This is a genomic window from Streptomyces sp. NPDC059008, from assembly GCF_042749045.1.
Lineage (GTDB): Bacteria > Actinomycetota > Actinomycetes > Streptomycetales > Streptomycetaceae > Streptomyces.
Genome location: NZ_JBHYJC010000016.1, coordinates 96412 through 112015, shown reverse-complemented (window position 1 = coordinate 112015; position 15604 = coordinate 96412). Strand labels below are relative to the sequence as shown.

10 protein-coding genes and 2 pseudogenes are annotated in these 15604 nt (G+C 74.6%); 6 read left to right on the top strand and 6 right to left on the bottom strand.

Annotation, left to right across the window (positions count from 1 at the left end):
* Positions 1-5 precede the first annotated feature (5 nt).
* A pseudogene (locus ACFWZH_RS20615) lies at positions 6-302 on the bottom strand (IS607 family transposase); the annotation flags it as partial.
* A gap of 106 nt (positions 303-408) precedes the next feature.
* Between ACFWZH_RS20615 and ACFWZH_RS20610 the strand changes: the two are divergent.
* From ACFWZH_RS20610 to ACFWZH_RS20600, 3 genes are all read left to right on the top strand, one after another.
* The gene (locus ACFWZH_RS20610) at positions 409-852 is read left to right on the top strand and encodes a GNAT family N-acetyltransferase (RefSeq protein ID WP_384432852.1); all 444 of its coding nucleotides are present in this window, start codon (positions 409-411) and stop codon (positions 850-852) included.
* A 115-nt stretch (positions 853-967) separates the two neighbouring features.
* Entirely contained in the window at positions 968-2170 is a 1203-nt protein-coding gene (locus ACFWZH_RS20605) for an aminotransferase class I/II-fold pyridoxal phosphate-dependent enzyme (RefSeq protein ID WP_384432849.1), read from the top strand.
* An 81-nt stretch (positions 2171-2251) separates the two neighbouring features.
* Positions 2252-3475: an MBL fold metallo-hydrolase gene (locus ACFWZH_RS20600; protein WP_384432846.1), complete on the top strand. Its 1224-nt coding sequence runs from the start codon at positions 2252-2254 to the stop codon at positions 3473-3475.
* A gap of 23 nt (positions 3476-3498) precedes the next feature.
* Here ACFWZH_RS20600 and ACFWZH_RS20595 read toward each other — a convergent pair whose 3' ends face one another.
* Together ACFWZH_RS20595 and ACFWZH_RS20590 are read right to left on the bottom strand one after the other, a co-directional pair.
* Positions 3499-4188, bottom strand: a complete 690-nt coding sequence (locus ACFWZH_RS20595) for a DedA family protein (RefSeq protein ID WP_384432843.1) — start codon at positions 4186-4188, stop codon at positions 3499-3501.
* Positions 4185-4961: an MBL fold metallo-hydrolase gene (locus tag ACFWZH_RS20590; protein ID WP_384432840.1), complete on the bottom strand. Its 777-nt coding sequence runs from the start codon at positions 4959-4961 to the stop codon at positions 4185-4187. The genes ACFWZH_RS20595 and ACFWZH_RS20590 overlap by 4 nt, the downstream gene beginning before the upstream one ends.
* Before the next feature lie 145 nt (positions 4962-5106).
* Here ACFWZH_RS20590 and ACFWZH_RS20585 point away from each other — a divergent pair, with 145 nt between their 5' ends.
* On the top strand, positions 5107-7194 hold the full coding sequence (locus ACFWZH_RS20585) for a phage holin family protein (RefSeq protein ID WP_384432991.1): 2088 nt from the start codon (positions 5107-5109) through the stop codon (positions 7192-7194).
* A gap of 15 nt (positions 7195-7209) precedes the next feature.
* Here the strand turns inward: ACFWZH_RS20585 and ACFWZH_RS20580 are convergent, their stop codons facing one another.
* Complete coding sequence (locus tag ACFWZH_RS20580; RefSeq protein WP_384432838.1) at positions 7210-8199, bottom strand: alpha/beta hydrolase; 990 nt, start codon at positions 8197-8199, stop codon at positions 7210-7212.
* A 257-nt stretch (positions 8200-8456) separates the two neighbouring features.
* Here ACFWZH_RS20580 and ACFWZH_RS20575 point away from each other — a divergent pair, with 257 nt between their 5' ends.
* Positions 8457-11396, top strand: a complete 2940-nt coding sequence (locus ACFWZH_RS20575) for a BTAD domain-containing putative transcriptional regulator (protein ID WP_384432835.1) — start codon at positions 8457-8459, stop codon at positions 11394-11396.
* An 85-nt stretch (positions 11397-11481) separates the two neighbouring features.
* Here the strand turns inward: ACFWZH_RS20575 and ACFWZH_RS20570 are convergent, their stop codons facing one another.
* Positions 11482-12309 carry a hypothetical protein gene (locus ACFWZH_RS20570; protein ID WP_384432832.1) on the bottom strand — a complete coding sequence of 276 codons (828 nt, stop codon included), beginning with the start codon at positions 12307-12309 and terminating at the stop codon, positions 11482-11484.
* 371 nt (positions 12310-12680) lie between these two features.
* Between ACFWZH_RS20570 and ACFWZH_RS20565 the strand changes: the two genes are divergently transcribed.
* Entirely contained in the window at positions 12681-14045 is a 1365-nt protein-coding gene (locus ACFWZH_RS20565) for an amino acid permease (protein WP_384432829.1), read from the top strand.
* A gap of 722 nt (positions 14046-14767) precedes the next feature.
* Here the strand turns inward: ACFWZH_RS20565 and ACFWZH_RS20560 are convergent.
* A pseudogene (locus ACFWZH_RS20560) lies at positions 14768-14878 on the bottom strand (Rho termination factor N-terminal domain-containing protein); the annotation flags it as partial.
* Between the last annotated feature and the right edge of the window lie 726 nt (positions 14879-15604).

Here is a 15604-nt window from a genome sequence, read left to right as displayed (position 1 = left end):
GCGCCGTTCATACCGGATGCGATCTCGGTTTCGACACGCACCACGGGGCGTGTCGTGGTCGCGGCCCACTGCGTCAGCCGGGCAACCTGGCGCTCCAGGTCCGCCTTCTGGTCGTAGGAGGAGACGCGGGCATGCAGGCCCAGACCGCCGACCGCTTCCGGCGCGGTGTTCGCCTCGATGTTCACCAGGATCGTGCGCGACCCGACCCGCTGAGCCGGTACCGGCAACATCCCCTCACGGAACCACCGATAGGCGGTATGCGGGTGCACACCGTTCGCTACCGCCCATTCCGTGAGGTTCATGAAGCAAACTTAACACCCAATCAGAGGCTTTAATGCGTAATGGAGTTGACTCAATCCTGAGCAGTTCTCCACCCCGTGGGGCGCGAAACCGTGCTTCGATTCCCCGATGATCCGGAGACGGCACGACACCGACCTCGACGCCTGTGTGGACGTCCTGGCCCAGGTGCACACCCACAGCGGCTATCCGCACCACTGGCCGCGGGACCCGGTGCGCTGGCTGACCCCCGACGGGCTGACCGCGGCCTGGGTCGCCGAGACGGCCGGCCGGGTCGTCGGCCATGTGGCGCTGTGCGGCCGCGAGGTCAGCCGGCTCTGCGTCGCCCCCGCGGCCCGGGGCGCGGGCCTGGGCGGCCGGCTGCTGCGGGCCGTCGAGGCGGAGGCGGCCGCCCGCGGGCTGCGTCCCGTACTGGAGGTGAAGACCACCGACACCGCGGCCATCGCCCTCTACGAGCGCCTGGGCTGGGTCCGCCGCGCCACCGAGCGGCAGGAGTGGGGCGCGGGCGAGGTGGTGGCGGTGCACCGCTACGAGAGGGCGCGCTCGGGCCATTAGGCCGCCGCTGACGTGTCGCCCCCGGGCGCCACCCCAAGGATCTGCAAAGGTGGTCGGGGCCGCCCATCATGTGATGGGCCCACGATCGACCCGCCGTCGTGGAGTGGAGGTACGGATGCAGCGGACCGCCCCGGATCCGCGGCCGGAACCGCCGGTGGGCCTGCCGGTCCTCCCGGACCTCGCCGCACACCTCTCCGCGGCCGCCGACCGCACCGAACCCGAACCCCCGGGCGGCGCCGCCCCCCTGCGCACCGCCGCCTGCGGCTACTGGGCCCGCCGCGGCCTGGTCACCGACCCCGGTCAGATGCTCGCCGCGCCCGGGGTGGCCGCCCTGCTCCTCGCGCTGTACGCCGCGGCCGACGGCGGGGTGGTGCTGCCGCGCCCCTGCTCCGAGCTGTACGCGCCACCCGCCAGGCTCCTCGGGCGGCAGGTGCACCTGGCGCCCGTACCGGCGGAGTCGGGCGGGGTGCCCGACCCGTTCGCGCTGCTGGAGACCGTCCGCCGGGCCCGGATGCACGGGGACACACCACGCGTCCTGGTCCTGTCCGTCGCCGACGACCCGACTGGCACCTGCCCAGCCCCAGAACAGCTGTACGAGGTCTGCGAGGCGGCGGCCGGGGAGGGGATGTGGGTCCTCAGCGACGAGAGCCGCCGCGATCTGCTGCACGATCCGCACGACACGGTGCTGCTCAGCCCCGCCGAGATACTGCCCGACGAGGTCGTGGTGCTCACCGACCTGGGCGCCACGCTCGTGCCCGCCTCCTGGCCCGCCGCGCTGGCCCGCTTCCCGGCCACCGACCCCGGCTCCGTCCTGCGGGCCGCCGCGCTGGACGCGCTCACCGCGCTCGGTACGCCGCTGCCGGGCCCCGTCGGCTGCGTCGTCACCCACGCACTCGGCGAGCCCGACGCCCTACGTGCCAGAACGGCCGCGGCCGCCCGGGTCTACGGCACGCTCGCCGCCGCCCTGCACCACGTCGTCACCGAGGCCGGTGCGGTCTGCCGCCCACCCCGCGCCGGCAGCCACCTCTACGCCGACCTCGAACCGCTGCGCCGCCCCCTGGCCGCCCGCGGCATCGTCGAATCCACCGCGCTGGAGCGGAAGTTGGCGCCCTGGGCGGCGCTGGGCGGGTACCGCTTCGGCGACGACCCGGGCGCCCTGCGGGTACGGCTGGGCGCCGAGGCGCTGCTGGGCGCCGAACGGGAGCTGCGGCAACGCACCCTGGACGCGCCGGACCCGCTGGACCTGCCGCACATCACCGAGGCGCTGACCGCGCTGTCGCGCGCACTGGCCGCCCTCACGGCACCCGCGGCGGGCTGATCCGCCCACCCCGCGATCACCGCCCACGCCCCCGACCCGCCCCGCACCCGCCATCGTTCCGTCCACCGAAAGGGCCCCTCGATGACCGAGCAGACCGAGCGCTCCCTCGCCGAGCAGTCCTCCGGCACCGAGCGACTCCCGCACGCCCAGCCCGGCGGCGCCGACCGGGGCGGCGATGCCGGCGCGGGAAGCGGTACGGATCAGGACGAGGGCGCGGCGGGCGGGGGAGCGGACCGCAGCCGGAGCCCGGCCGCCGCGGGTCCCGCCACCGTCGACCCGGGCCCCGCCGCCGCGCCGGTCCTGCCGCACGCCACCCCGCCCCCACTGGCCGAACCCCGCCCGCTGAACGCACCCCGCAGCTGGCCACGGGACTTCACCGACCGACTGACCGCACCCCTGCCCGGAGTGCGGGCACTGGCCAGGATCGCCCGGGAGGGCAAGCTGCGCCCGCCCCCCGAGACGCTCCTGGAGATCCAGCAACTCCCCTTCGAACCGGGCCCGATGCCGGCCGCCACGGCCACCACCATCGCCCTCACCTGGGCCGGGCACGCCAGTTGGGTCATCCGGATCGCGGGTCTGACGGTGCTGACCGACCCGGTCTGGTCCCGCAAGATCCTGGGCACCCCCGCCCGGGTCACCCCCGTGGGCGTCCGCTGGGAGGACCTGCCACCGATCGACGCCGTCCTGATCAGCCACAACCACTACGACCACCTCGACGCGCCGACCCTCAAGCGGCTGCCGCGCCACACCCCGCTGCTGCTCCCCGCCGGACTGGCCCGCTGGGCCCGCCGGCGGGGCTTCACCCACGTCACCGACCTGGACTGGTGGGAGGCGGTCGAACTGCCCGCCCCCGGCGGCCCCGTACGCCTCGACTTCGTCCCCGCCCACCACTGGAGCAAGCGGACCCTGACCGACACCTGCCGCTCCCTGTGGGGCGGCTGGCTGCTCACCGCCCCCGACGGGCGGCGGATCCACTTCGCGGGGGACACCGGCTACGGCCACTGGTTCGAGGAGATCGGCCGCCGCTACCCCGGTATCGACCTGGCGCTGCTGCCCATCGGGGCCTACGACCCGCGCTGGATGCTGCGCCCGGTGCACACCGACCCCGAAGAGGCGGTACGCGCCTGCCAGGACCTCGGAGCCCGGTCCCTGGTCCCGATGCACTGGTCGACCTTCCTGCTCTCCGGCGAGCCGCCCCTGGAGCCGCTGCGCCGGGTGCGCGCCGCCTGGGCCGCCACCGGCCGGCCCCGCGAGGACCTGTGGGATCTCCCGGTCGGCGCGTCACGGGTGCTGGCCGAGCGCTGACAGACGGTGCGGCCCGGCTCGCCCTAGCCGTCCTCCCTGCCCTCGTTGCCGCCCCCGTCCCCGGCCGGTCTGACGCGCCGCCAGGCGGCCGGCACGGCGGCGATGGCCATCGTCACCACGATCGCCATCGCCACACCCGCCCACGGCCTGCTGAACAGCGAACCGCTCAGCAGCCCGATGAGCTGGTACGTCGCCGCCCAGGCCAGACACGCCGGAGCGGCACCCCGTACGAACCGCCGCAGCGGCATCGCCGCGAGCAGACACGCCAGCATGACCGGGATCCGTCCGGCCGGCACCAGCCGGGACAGCACCAGCACCAGGACCCCGTGCTCGCGCAGTCTGCGCTGCGCCAGGTCCAGCCGCTCCGGCGCGGCGCGGGCGCGCAGCCGCGACAGCCAGCGCGAGCCGCCCCGCGAGTGACTGCCGCGCCGCCCGAGGCAGTACAGCAGCACATCGCCGAGGAACGCGGCGCACGACGCCACCGCGAAGACCATCAGCAGGGAGAACGGCGAGGCGTGGTGGAAGGCGACCACCGCCGCCGAGCTGACCACCGCCCCGGTCGGCACCACGGGCACCAGCGCCCCCAGCATCACCAGCAGGAACAACGAGGGGTAGCCCACCGCCTGCTGCGTCGACTCCGGCGGCACGCTCCGCAGCAGCCCACCGGCCGGCGTCAGCGCGGCCAGCCCCGCCAGCGCCGCCGGCGCGGTCATCGCACCGCCTCCGGGCGCACCGACTCACCGTGCCCCAGCCGATGGACCGTCACCTGCGGTGCCATCAGCCCCATGTGGCGCTCGAACTCCAGGCCCGGCGCATGGAATTCATGCGGCCGCACGGCATCGAGCCCGATCGGCCAGTACGTGCCGTAGTGCACCGGGACCGCGCAGCTCGGCGCCAGCCGGGCCGCCGCCTGTGCCGCCCGCCGCGCGTCCAGATGGCCCGGTCCGAGGAACGGCCCCCAGCCGCCCACCGGCAGCAGCGCCACATCGCACGGACCGACCTCCTCCGCCAGCTCCTCGAACAGACCGGTGTCGCCCGCGAAGTACGTACGCGCCTGGCCGTGCACGACATAGCCCAGTGCCGGCACCCGGCGCGGCCCGCAGGGCAGCCGCCGTCCGTCGTGCGCCGCGCGCACCGCCCGTACCGTCACCGCACCGGCCCGGCACTCCTCGCCCGCCCGCAGCTCGACGACCCGCAGCCTCCGGGCCGCGGCCACCCTGCGCAGCCCCGGCACCGCCGCCATCGCCCCGCGCGGCACCACCAGCGAGGTCCCCGGCGCGAGCCGGGCCAACGACGCCGGATGGAGATGGTCGGCGTGCAGATGCGAGACCAGGACGAGATCGGCCCGCGCGGCCTCCGGCGGCGGCAGCGCGCCCCGGCGGCGCCGCAGATGGGCCAGCCGGCGCACGAAGAGCGGGTCGGTCAGCACCCGCACCCCGGAGTCCTCGACCGTCGTGGTGGCGTGCCCCCACCAGGTGACCTCCATTCTCCGATCTTCCACCATCCGGCCGGAAACGACGGGCGTACGCCGCACATCGGGCATCACTCGTGCGTCGGACGCTTTGTGACACGCTGGGCGGCGGGGCCGTGCAGCCGGCGCGGGCCGGGGCGGGAGGAGGGACGGCGTGCGGATGCCGCGGTGGAAGACCCTCGGCGGCGCCCTGTTCCGGGTGCTCGCGGTCTGGGCCGTCTCCAGCCTCACCCTGCTCGTGCTCGCCGCGCTGCTGCCCGACTTCCGGCTGCAGTCCCCCGGCGGGGACAGCCTCACCCGTACCGCCCTCGCCGCCGTCCTGGGGGCCGGAGCGTTCGGCCTGCTCAGCGCACTGGTGTGGCCGATCCTCGTACGCGCCCTGCTGCTGGTGCCGGCCCTCGTCCTCGGTCTGCTGGTCTTCGTCCTCAACGGCTCGCTGCTGCTGCTCGCGCTCGACCTGATCCCCGAGGGGCAGGGCCAGGCCGCCCCGCAGACCGCGGTGATCGTCGCGGCGGCGATGTCCGCGGCCTCCTCGGCGACCTCCGCCTTCCTCGCCGTACGCAACGACGACGCCTACCACCGCCGGCTGGTGCGGCTCGCCGGCCGCCGCCGCGGTCGCGCCGCACCCCGCCCGGACACCCCCGGCACGCTCTTCCTCCAGCTCGACGGCCTGGGCCACGACCTGCTGCGGGAGGCCACCCGGGGCGAGCGGCCGCTGATGGCGACCGTCGCCCGCTGGATCGGCGACACCCACCGCCTCACCCCCTGGCACACCGACTGGTCCAGCCAGACCGGCGCCAGCCAGCTCGCCATCCTGCACGGCAGCAACGAGGACCTGCCCGCCTTCCGCTGGTACGAGAAGGACACCGGCACCGTCGTCGTCAGCAACCGGCCCAGCAGCGCCGCCGAACTGCAGCGCCGCGCCGTCGAGCGCACCGGCGACGGCGGACTGCTCGCCCACGACGGCGCCAGCCGCGGCAACCTCTTCAGCGGGGGCGCCGGCCAGGTCGCCCTGGTGATGTCGGTGGCCGCCCGGCGCGGCCGGCACAACCGCTCCCGGGCCGGATACTTCGCCTACTTCTCCGACCCCGCCAACGCCACCCGCACCGCCGTCTCCTTCGGCGCCGAGGTCGTCCGCGAGATCGTCCAGTCGCTGCGCAGCCGCCTGCGCCGCGAGCGGCCACGGGTCAAGCGCGGCGGCCTCTACCCCGTCATCCGGGCCTTCGCCACCGTCGTCGAGCGCGACGTGGTGGTCGCCGCCGTCATCGGTGACCTGCTCGCCGGCCGGAGCGCCGTCTACGCCGACCTCGTCGGCTACGACGAAGTGGCCCACCACTCCGGGCCCGCGCACCGCGACACCCACCAGGTGCTGCGCAGCCTCGACCGGGCCGTCGCGCTGATCGCCAAGGCCGCCCGGCACGCCCCGCGCCCGTACCGCATCGTGCTGCTCTCCGACCACGGACAGAGCCACGGCCCGACCTTCCTGGAGCGCTACGGGCTGAGCCTGGGCGACCTGGTACGCGCCGGGTGCGGTCTGCCGGTGCCGCGCCGCGCCGGACGCACCCCGAGCGGGGCCGAGGCCAGGGAAGCCGCCCGCGCCGCCCTCCACCGCCCCGAGGGGGCGCAGGGCCATCGCTCCACCACCCAGCCCGTCGTCCTGGCCTCCGGAAACCTGGGGCTGGTGTCCTTCCCGGACGTGCCCGGCCGGATCACCCGCGAGGAGCTGGACCGGCGGCACCCCGCCCTGCTCGGCACCCTCGCCAACCACCCCGGCATCGGCTTCCTGCTGGTCCGCTCCGCCGCGCACGGCCCCGTGGTGCTCGGCCCGGCCGGCGCCGAGCACCACCTCGACACCGGCCGCATCACCGGCAGCGACCCGCTGGCCCCCTTCGGCGCCGGCGCGGCCGAAGCCGTACGCCGCACCGCCCGCTTCCCGCACGCCGCCGACCTCATGGTCAACTCCGCCTACGACCCGGCGACCGGCGCGGTCCACGCCTTCGAGGAGCAGATCGGTTCGCACGGCGGGCTGGGCGGCGCCCAGGGCCGGCCCTTCCTCCTGTGGCCCGCCGAACTGACCCCGCCGGCCCCGGACGGCCGGACGCCGACCGGCGCAGAGGAGGTGCACCGGGTGCTGCGGCGCTGGCTGCGCGAGGCCGACGGCCCGCAACGGCCCGTCGGCCCCGGCCGGGACGCGGCCCGGCACGGGGCGGCCGCCCCCGACGGTGTGCCACCACCGGACCAGGGGTGACCGCCCGCGCGTGGCCTATGCCTTGCGGAGCCGGTCGAGGATGCCGTCGAGGTCGCGGGTGAACATGTCGGGGCGGATGAAGTGCCCGCCGGGCTGCTCGTGCGACTCGTGCGGGATGCCGGCCTCGTCGAGCTTGGCCCGGAACTCCCGCTGGCCGGCGAGCACCTCGGTCTCGTTGAGCAGGTCGAACGGGTCGACCGGGTTGGGGCTGGTACCGGCGACCAGGAAGACCCGCTTGTCGCGGTAGCGCTCGATGTGCTCGATCGGGTTGTCGGCGCTGACCCGCGCCTCGTCCCACGGCTCGCCGTAGATCGTGCCGCCGGCGAGGTCCAGGGCCGCGGAGGACACGTTGGCCCAGTGCGCGACGGCACCGAAGTCGCGACGCAGGCTGGGCGGGCCGGAGTGGGCGCTCACCGAGGCGAAGTGGCCGTAGTACTTGGCCGCGTACTTCAGCGCGCCGAAGCCGCCCATCGAGAACCCGGCGACGGCGCGGCCGTCGTACTCGGCGTACGTCCGGAAGTTCGCCTCGACCCACGGCAGCAGCTGGGCGATGTGGAAGGTCTCCCAGTTGCGGGGGCCCGTGTTGGAGCTGACCGGGTTGGAGTACCAGCCCGCGTGACCGCCGTCGGGCATCACGACGATGATCGGCTTGCCGGCGGTCAGGTCGCGGATGCCCGCGCGGTCCCAGGTCATGAAGTCCTGGTCGGTACCGCCTCCGTGGAACAGGTAGAGGACGGGGTAGGTGCGTCCGCTGGAGTGGTAGTCGTCGGGGAGCAGGACGTTGACGGCGGGCTGCCAGCCGATCGCGTCGGTCGCGAAGCGGTAGTACCACATGCGGGGGTCGTCCTCCCTGCGGTCCACGACGCGCAGCCCGTCGTCGGCCGCACCGGCCGCACCGGCCGGCGAGGCCGCCGCGAGGACGCTCGCGCCGCCGAGAGCCATCGCCGCGGAGACCCCGCCGACGGCCCTCAGGACACTTCTGCGGGTGGGGCGGTGCTCGCTCAAGATGACCTCCAGGTCGGGAAGTGACACATACGCATGGCGTGCCGTCGGCCGCCGCGGCGATCTCCGCGGGGGGAACGGCGCGACGCCCGGCACGTCGCGGGCGCACCGCGCCGCGCCCGGTGCCGCCCCGCGCCGCGCCGCTTCCCCCTGCTTCCCCGCGGTTCTCGGTGGTGACTTGCCAACCCTTGCGGGAGACGCTGAAATGCCGATGAAATCGTGGTGATGCCGACGGCGGCGCGGGGGCGGAGGGGTGGGCTGTGGACGGGGGATCCCCCCAGCGGCTTCGGATCGAGGTGCTCGGCCCGCTGCGGGCCTGGCGTGACGGGGCGTCACTCGACCTGGGACCGATCAGGCGGCAGGCGGTACTGGCCGCGCTGGCGCTGCGACCGGGCACGCTGGTCAGCCATGAGCAGCTGCTCGTCGACGTGTGGGGCGCCCAGCCGCCGAAGACCGGTCGCCGGGTACTGCCCAGCTACGTCTATCCGCTGCGCAAGGTGCTCGACGCGGCGGGCGCCGGACCGGCCGGATCGGTGATCCGCAGCGGCCGGGGCGGGTACCGCTTCGTCGGCGACGGGGTACGGCTCGACGTGGCGGAACTGACCGAACGCCTCGGCGAGGTGCGGCGCGCGCGGGCGTCCGACGACCCGGCCACCGCGATGGCACGGTCCTCCCAGGCGCTCGGCCTGTTCCGGGACGAGCCGCTGGCCGGGCTGCCGGGGCCGTTCGCACAGGGCGAGCGGCGGCGGCTCGCGCAACGGCAGCGTGCGCTGCGGCGGGAGAACCTCGAATGCCTGGTCCTGCTCGGCCGCTCCGCCGACGCCCTGGACGACCTCGCCGCCCTGTCCGCGTCCGATCCGTACGACGAGTCGCTGACCGCGCTGCGGATGCGCGCCCTGTACGGCAGCGGACACCAGGTCGCGGCGCTGAGCGCCTATCAGGACATGCGCACGCGGCTGCGCGACGAACTCGGGGTCGATCCCGGCGAGGAACTCAGCCGGGTGCACCAGGCGGTGCTGCGCCGGGACGACGCGCGGCTCCTCGGCCCGGCGGCACGGCCGGCAGAGGTGCCGCGCCGGCCACGCCGCGCGGTCAACGAACTGCCGGGCGGCACCGGCCGCCTCATCGGCCGGGAGCGCGAGCTGGCGCTGCTGACCGCGCCCTCGTCGCCCGCATCCGTGTCGGTCGTGGCGGTGGACGGGACCGCCGGGGTCGGCAAGACCGCGCTCGTCGTCCACGCGGCCGGTGTACTGAGCGGCGACCACCCCGACGGCTGCCTGTTCGTGGACCTGCGGGCGCACAGCACCGGACGGCACAGGATCTCCCCGCAGCGCGTGCTGCGCCGGTTGCTGCGCTCGCTCGGCGCCGCCGACAGCGAGGTGCCCGACGACCTGGACGAGCTCACCGCGGCGTGGCGGGCCGCGACCAGCCCGCTGCGGCTGCTGCTCGTGCTGGACGATGTGCCCGGCGCACGGCAGATACGGCCGCTGCTGCCCGCCGGACCGGGCAGCACGGTGCTGGTGGCCGGCCGGCGGCGGCTGGCCGGCCTGGACGCCGACCGACGGGTCACCCTGGAGCCCCTGGAGACCGGCGAGGGGCTGTCCCTGCTCAGGCACATCGTGGGGGAGGAGCGCGCGGACCGGGAGCCGGCGGCGACCCGCGAACTGGTCCGGTTGTGCGACGGGTTGCCGCTGGCCCTGCGCATCGCCGGGGCGCGGCTGCAGACCCGTCCGGCCTGGACGCTGGCGTACCTGGTGGAGCGGATGGCGGGCGACGAGCACCGTCTCGGCGAGCTCAGCGCCGGGGACCGCAGCGTGGAGGCGGCCTTCCGCCTGTCGTACGACCAGCTCACGCCGGAGCAGCGGCTCGCCTTCCGCACCCTCGGCCTGTCGCCGACGGTCGAGTTCGACGCGCTGACCTCGGCGGCCATGCTGGACCGGTCCCCCCGGGAGGCCGAGCGGATCCTGGAGAGCCTGGTCGACGCGAGCCTGGTGCAACAACCCCGACCGGGCCGCTACCGCCTGCACGACCTGGTCCGGGTGCACGCACGGCGGCTCGCGGAGGCCGCACCCGCCGAAGCCCGCGCGGCGCGCACCGCCGCCCTCCGCCTCTACCTGGACGCGGCCCGGACCACCAGCGACTGGGGCCCCGGGGGCTTTCCCACCGGGCCGCGACCCGGCGATGCGCCGTTCGCGGACTGGAAGGAGGCCGAGGGCTGGCTGGACGCGGCAGGCGCGGAGCTCGCCGATGTCGTCGGGCACGCCGCGGCGCGCGGGGAAGCCGACTACGCGTGCTGGATCGCCGAGGCCCTGAGCGACTACTTCACCCGCCGGGGCCGCTACCACGAGGGCCGGACGGCCCTGGAGAGCGCGCTCGCGCACGCGGACCGGGCCACCGACCGGCGGATGGCCCCCGCACTGCGCAACTGTCTGGGCATCGCCGACATCTACCAGGGGCGCATTGCCCAGGGACGGGTCTGGTTCGCCGAAGCGCTGGACCTCAGCCGCCGCCGCGCGGACCGGCGCGAAGAGGCCGTGGCCCTGGGCGGGTTGGGGGCCGCCGATCTGAACCTGGGCCGGGCCGACGAGGCGATCCCCCCGCTGACCGAGGCGGTGGAGCTGGCCCGGCGGCTCGACGACGACTGGGTCGCCGCCATGGGACTCTCCCTCCTCGGCGCCGTCCACCACAGCCGGCAGCGCTCCGAGGAGGCGCTCGGCTGCTTCGCCGCCGCCCGTGCCCACGCCGAGACCAACGGCCGGCCGCGCGTGATCGGGATGGCCCTGGCCAACGCCGCCGGGGTCCACCTCGACCTCGGCCGCTACGGCGAGGCCAAGACCCTGTACCGCCACGCGGCCGAGCTGGCGCAGCGGGTCGGGGACGCCCTGCTGCACGCGATCGTCCTGACCCGCCTGGGCACGGCGGAGCAGGGCGAGGGGAACCTGAGCGCCGCCACGGCCCTCCACCACCAGGCCCTCTCCCGGCACCGGACGCTGTCCCCGCTCACCGAACCCCACTACGACCGGCTGGAGATGGACATCCGCGCCCGGCTGGGCCGCGCCTACGGTGCGGCGGGCCGCGTCGCCGAGGCACGCGCGCAGTTCCGGACGGCGCTCGCCGTGCCCGGGGCCGCCGACTACCCCGTGGAGCGCGCGCTGGCGACCGCGGGGCTCGACGAGTGCGGCGACGACGGCGACGACTGAACGCGCGCCACGCCCGCCGCCCGGAGGGGGCAGGGCGTGTCCGAGGGGCCGTGGCCGGGGCCGGCCCTGACCCCTCGGCCACGCCCTACGCCAGCGAGACGGTCACCACCACCGGCGCGGGCCGCCCCACCCCGCGCACGCCCTCGGCCACCATCTCCAGCAGCCACACCGCGACATCCGGCGACCACTCCCGCGTACGGCAGCCCAGCCGCAGCACCTCACGCATCCCCTCGGTGTGCAGGGCGCCGTCGAGATCGAGGTCCAGTCCCGCGAGGTCCCCGGCCGCCGCGGCGCCCTCCGTCACGGGCACGAAGACCTCCACCGCCCCCTGGGCCATGTGCCGCACCGCCTCGCACACGGCCACCGCGTCGTCGGCGCCCATCCCGCCCGCGACGCCGGTACGGCGCGCGACCGTGACCAGCACCTCGTGCCGGGCGTCCGGATCCGCCAGGTCGAACCACGGCGCCAACTCGATCTGGTGGAAAGCCGTGTTGCGCCCGACGGCCTGCAACGGCAGCAAGGCGTGCAGCCCGGTGAACGTCACCGCACCCACGCGGGCCAGCGTCTCGGACAGGACCAGGACGACGGGCCGGACGGGGAGACCGGGGCGCGGCGGATCGGTGAGCACGCCCGCCTGCAGCCAGGCCAGTCGGTGGACCGCGCCGTCCTGGGTCCAGTCACCGCCGACCTCTTCATGGGCCCACGCCGTGGGCTCATGGCGGGCCGTGATCCGTCCGTCCTCGTGCAGCGCGCTGCTGACGGTCTGCCAGCCGTAGGAGCCGGCCCGGTCGACGGCACGACCGAGCAGGTCCTCCTCGACCGTGCCCTCGGCGTCCTGCTCGACGACCCGGTCGAACCACGGATGCCGCGTGAGGGTCCCGTGCAGGCCGACGATGACGGTGGGGGGAAACACGGGCACTCCCGGAGGGCGGACGGCGCTGGAAGCCCGTCTTCGGGGCCGCGCCGCTCCAGGGCCGCCCGTAGGACGAAGGCCGATAGTAGTGCCGGTAGCGGTGGTCGGGGCCGGTCGGCCCCGGAGCGCGGTCCGGCCGGGCCTTACTGCCGGGTGCCCGGTGGGCCGAAGATCCTTCGCTCCGAGGTGCCCGCGGCCGGAGCATTACCGGCGATTTGAAGCATGCCCCCCAGACAGTGACCATGTGCCATGGCCCGGCGACCTCGGGCACCGGCACGACGAGAGACGCACGATCCATGCACCGCAGCCCTGCCGCTCAGGACCCCGAGACCGGCTCTGACCTGCACAATCAAGCCAAGCAGCCGTTTCGGATGAGCTTGCTGACAGCCACCTGCCTGGTGATGGGCAACATCATCGGCGGCGGCATCTTTCTGCTGCCGGCTTCGGTGGCCCCGTTCGGCACCGTCAGCCTGGTCGCCTTCGGCGTCCTGACGATCGGCGCCGTCGCGCTCGCCCTGGTCTTCGGCCGGCTCGCCGAGCGCCATCCGGACACCGGCGGCCCGTATGTCTACGCGCGCGAGGCGTTCGGCGACTTCGCCGGCTTCCTCTCGGCCTGGTCGTACTGGACCATGACCTGGGTCAGCAACGCGGCCCTCGCGGTCGCCGCCGTCGGCTATGTCCACGTCCTCGTCCCCGGCAGCGCCTCCGCCGGCACCGACCTCGCGGTCGCCCTGGGCGCGCTCTGGCTCCCCGCCCTCGCCAACTTCGCCGGCACCCGCTACGTGGGCGCCGTGCAGCTGGTCTCCACCGTCCTGAAGTTCGTCCCGCTCCTCTTCATCGCCGTCGTCGGACTGTTCTTCTTCGACCCGGACAACCTCGGCTCGTTCCACGCCGGCGGCGGCAGCGCGGTCGGCGGGATGTCGGCGGCCGCCGCGATCCTCCTCTACTCGTACGTCGGTGTGGAGTCCGCCGCGATGAGCGCCGGCGAGGTCCGCGACCCGGAGCGGAACGTCGGCCGGGCCACCGTCCTCGGCACCATCGGCGCCGCCGTGGTGTACCTCCTGGGCACCCTCGCCGTCTTCGGCACCGTCGCGCACGACAAGCTGGTGAACTCCAAGGCGCCGTTCTCGGACGCGGTCGACGCGATGTTCGGCGGCCACTGGGGCGGCACGCTCGTCGCCGGCGCGGCCGTCGTCTCGATCATCGGCGCGCTCAACGGATGGACCCTGATGAGCGCCCAGTCCCCGTACGCCGCCGCCAAGGACGGCCTCTTCCCGGCCCCGTTCCTGACCAAGCGGCGCGGCGTACCGACCTTCGGCGTGCTGGCCGCGGCCGTCCTGGCCAGCGTCCTGACGGTGATCAACTACTTCATCGGCAGCGGCGGCGTCTTCGAGATCCTCGTCCTGATCACCACCTTCTCCGCCACCGTGCCCTACCTCCTCGCCGCCGGCGCGCAGGTCTACTTCCTGCTCACCGGCCGCCGCGACAAGGTCCGCCCCGCCCGCTTCGCCCGGGACCTGACCCTCGCCCTCGTCGCGTTCGGCTTCACCTTCTGGCTCGTCGCCGGGGCCGGCTACGCCGCGATCTACCAGGGCGTGCTGTTCCTCTTCGCCGGCATCCTCGTCTACGCCTTCATGGCGGCCCGCCGGGCGGGCCGCCAGGACCAGGCGGGCGCCTCGCAGACGGAGCCCACCCACCGGCCGCAGCGCGACGCGGTCCCCGAGAAGGTCTCCTGAGGAGAGCGTCCATCTGCCCGAGCCGCTGAGGCGGCTCAGGCACACGCCGAAGGCGCTTTGATGGACGAGGAGGAAGACCAGCGCCTTGCCGGGCGACAGCACCAGGAACAGCGCGCAGAGGTAGAGCGTGATGTGCGCCAGCAGCAGCACCGCCTCCGTCCCCCATGCCGGCATCGTGGGGGAACGGAGCGCCCGGACGCTCGCCACCCGCAGCCGGACCCCCTCCAGGGCCAGCAGCGGAAGGAACAGCCCCGCCTGAGGGCGCCCGCGGAACCGGGGCGGCCCGGCCGGGTGCCGGGGATGCTCGCTCATCCACCAGCCGTACGACATCCCCACGCCGAGGTTCCCCCACAGCCGCCCGCCGATCCCGCTCGGCCGCCGGCCCCGGCGCCCCCGCCGACCCGCCGTCTCACGGGTGACCCGCGCGACCTGCCCGGACACCAGTGCCACAAGCCCGGCCACCGCCGGCTGCCACCAGCTGTCGCCCAGTGTGAAGAACACCGCCCAGCCCCCGGCGAGCACCGCACCCGCCAGTGACCGCCGCCCAAGCCCCGTCGTCATACCGGCGAGTCTTCCGCCCCGGCCCGCGGCCCGACAGCCGGTGCACCCCCCGGACCGGCCGGGGGGTTACCGCCACCAAGGGGTGGGGCTGGCTCCACCTTGCCGTCGTCGTTCCGGGTGCGGCGGCCGTTCCACGCCGCCCGCCCGCCCGTTCAGTTCTTGCCGCTCTGCGCATCCCTGATCAACGCGATCAGCTGGGACTTCCGCATGCGCGCCGTACCCCTGATGCCCAGTGCCGAGGCCACCTGCTGAAGTTCCGACAGAACGAGTGAGTTGAGGTTGTCCGGTGGGGCCGTCCGCTCCTCGGACACGCGCCCGGTGGTCCGCTCGTGGAGCGGGTTCAACTGCATACGTGGGGACGTCGCGTACCAGATCGCCTCGGCCGTCTGACCCAGGACGTATTCGATCTCGCCCGGACTCATGTCGGCGACGTTCTCGCGGAGCGTCTTCAGCTTCTTGAGGGCGTAGCGCAGCGCGAAGTCCTCGCGCTCGGTTTCCTTCCGCCCCTGCGCGATACGGTTCAGGTCCACCGCGATATGGCGTTGGGCCCGCGCGATCTCTTCGACGCTGGTGACCATCTCGGCCACGCTCCGCTCCACGGGACTGCCCCTCTGCATGGACTGCACGTCGAGGGCGGTGGAGATCGGGCTCTCCGAATTGCCGCTGGTCAATGCCTGGTTCAGATGGGTGACGATCTGCTGCCGGCAGTTGTCCGCGCTGCGCAGGTCGGTGTGGTCGAAGAGGATGACACGCATCTGGGCGATGTCGAACGGCAGGTCGCAGGACTTGTCCGCGATCAGCGCCACCGGCAGCTTGGCGGTGTGCCGCACCGCCAGCTCGTAGAAGACGTTGGGGTTGAGCCCGGTGAGGTCCGCCACCGCCACCTTCGCCCGCAGGATGTGGTCCAGGACCTGCAGATTGATCTGCCCCGGCTCGGCGATCTGATCTCCTCTGACCGCCGTGAGACCTATCTCCTGTGCGGCACGCTGCACGATGAA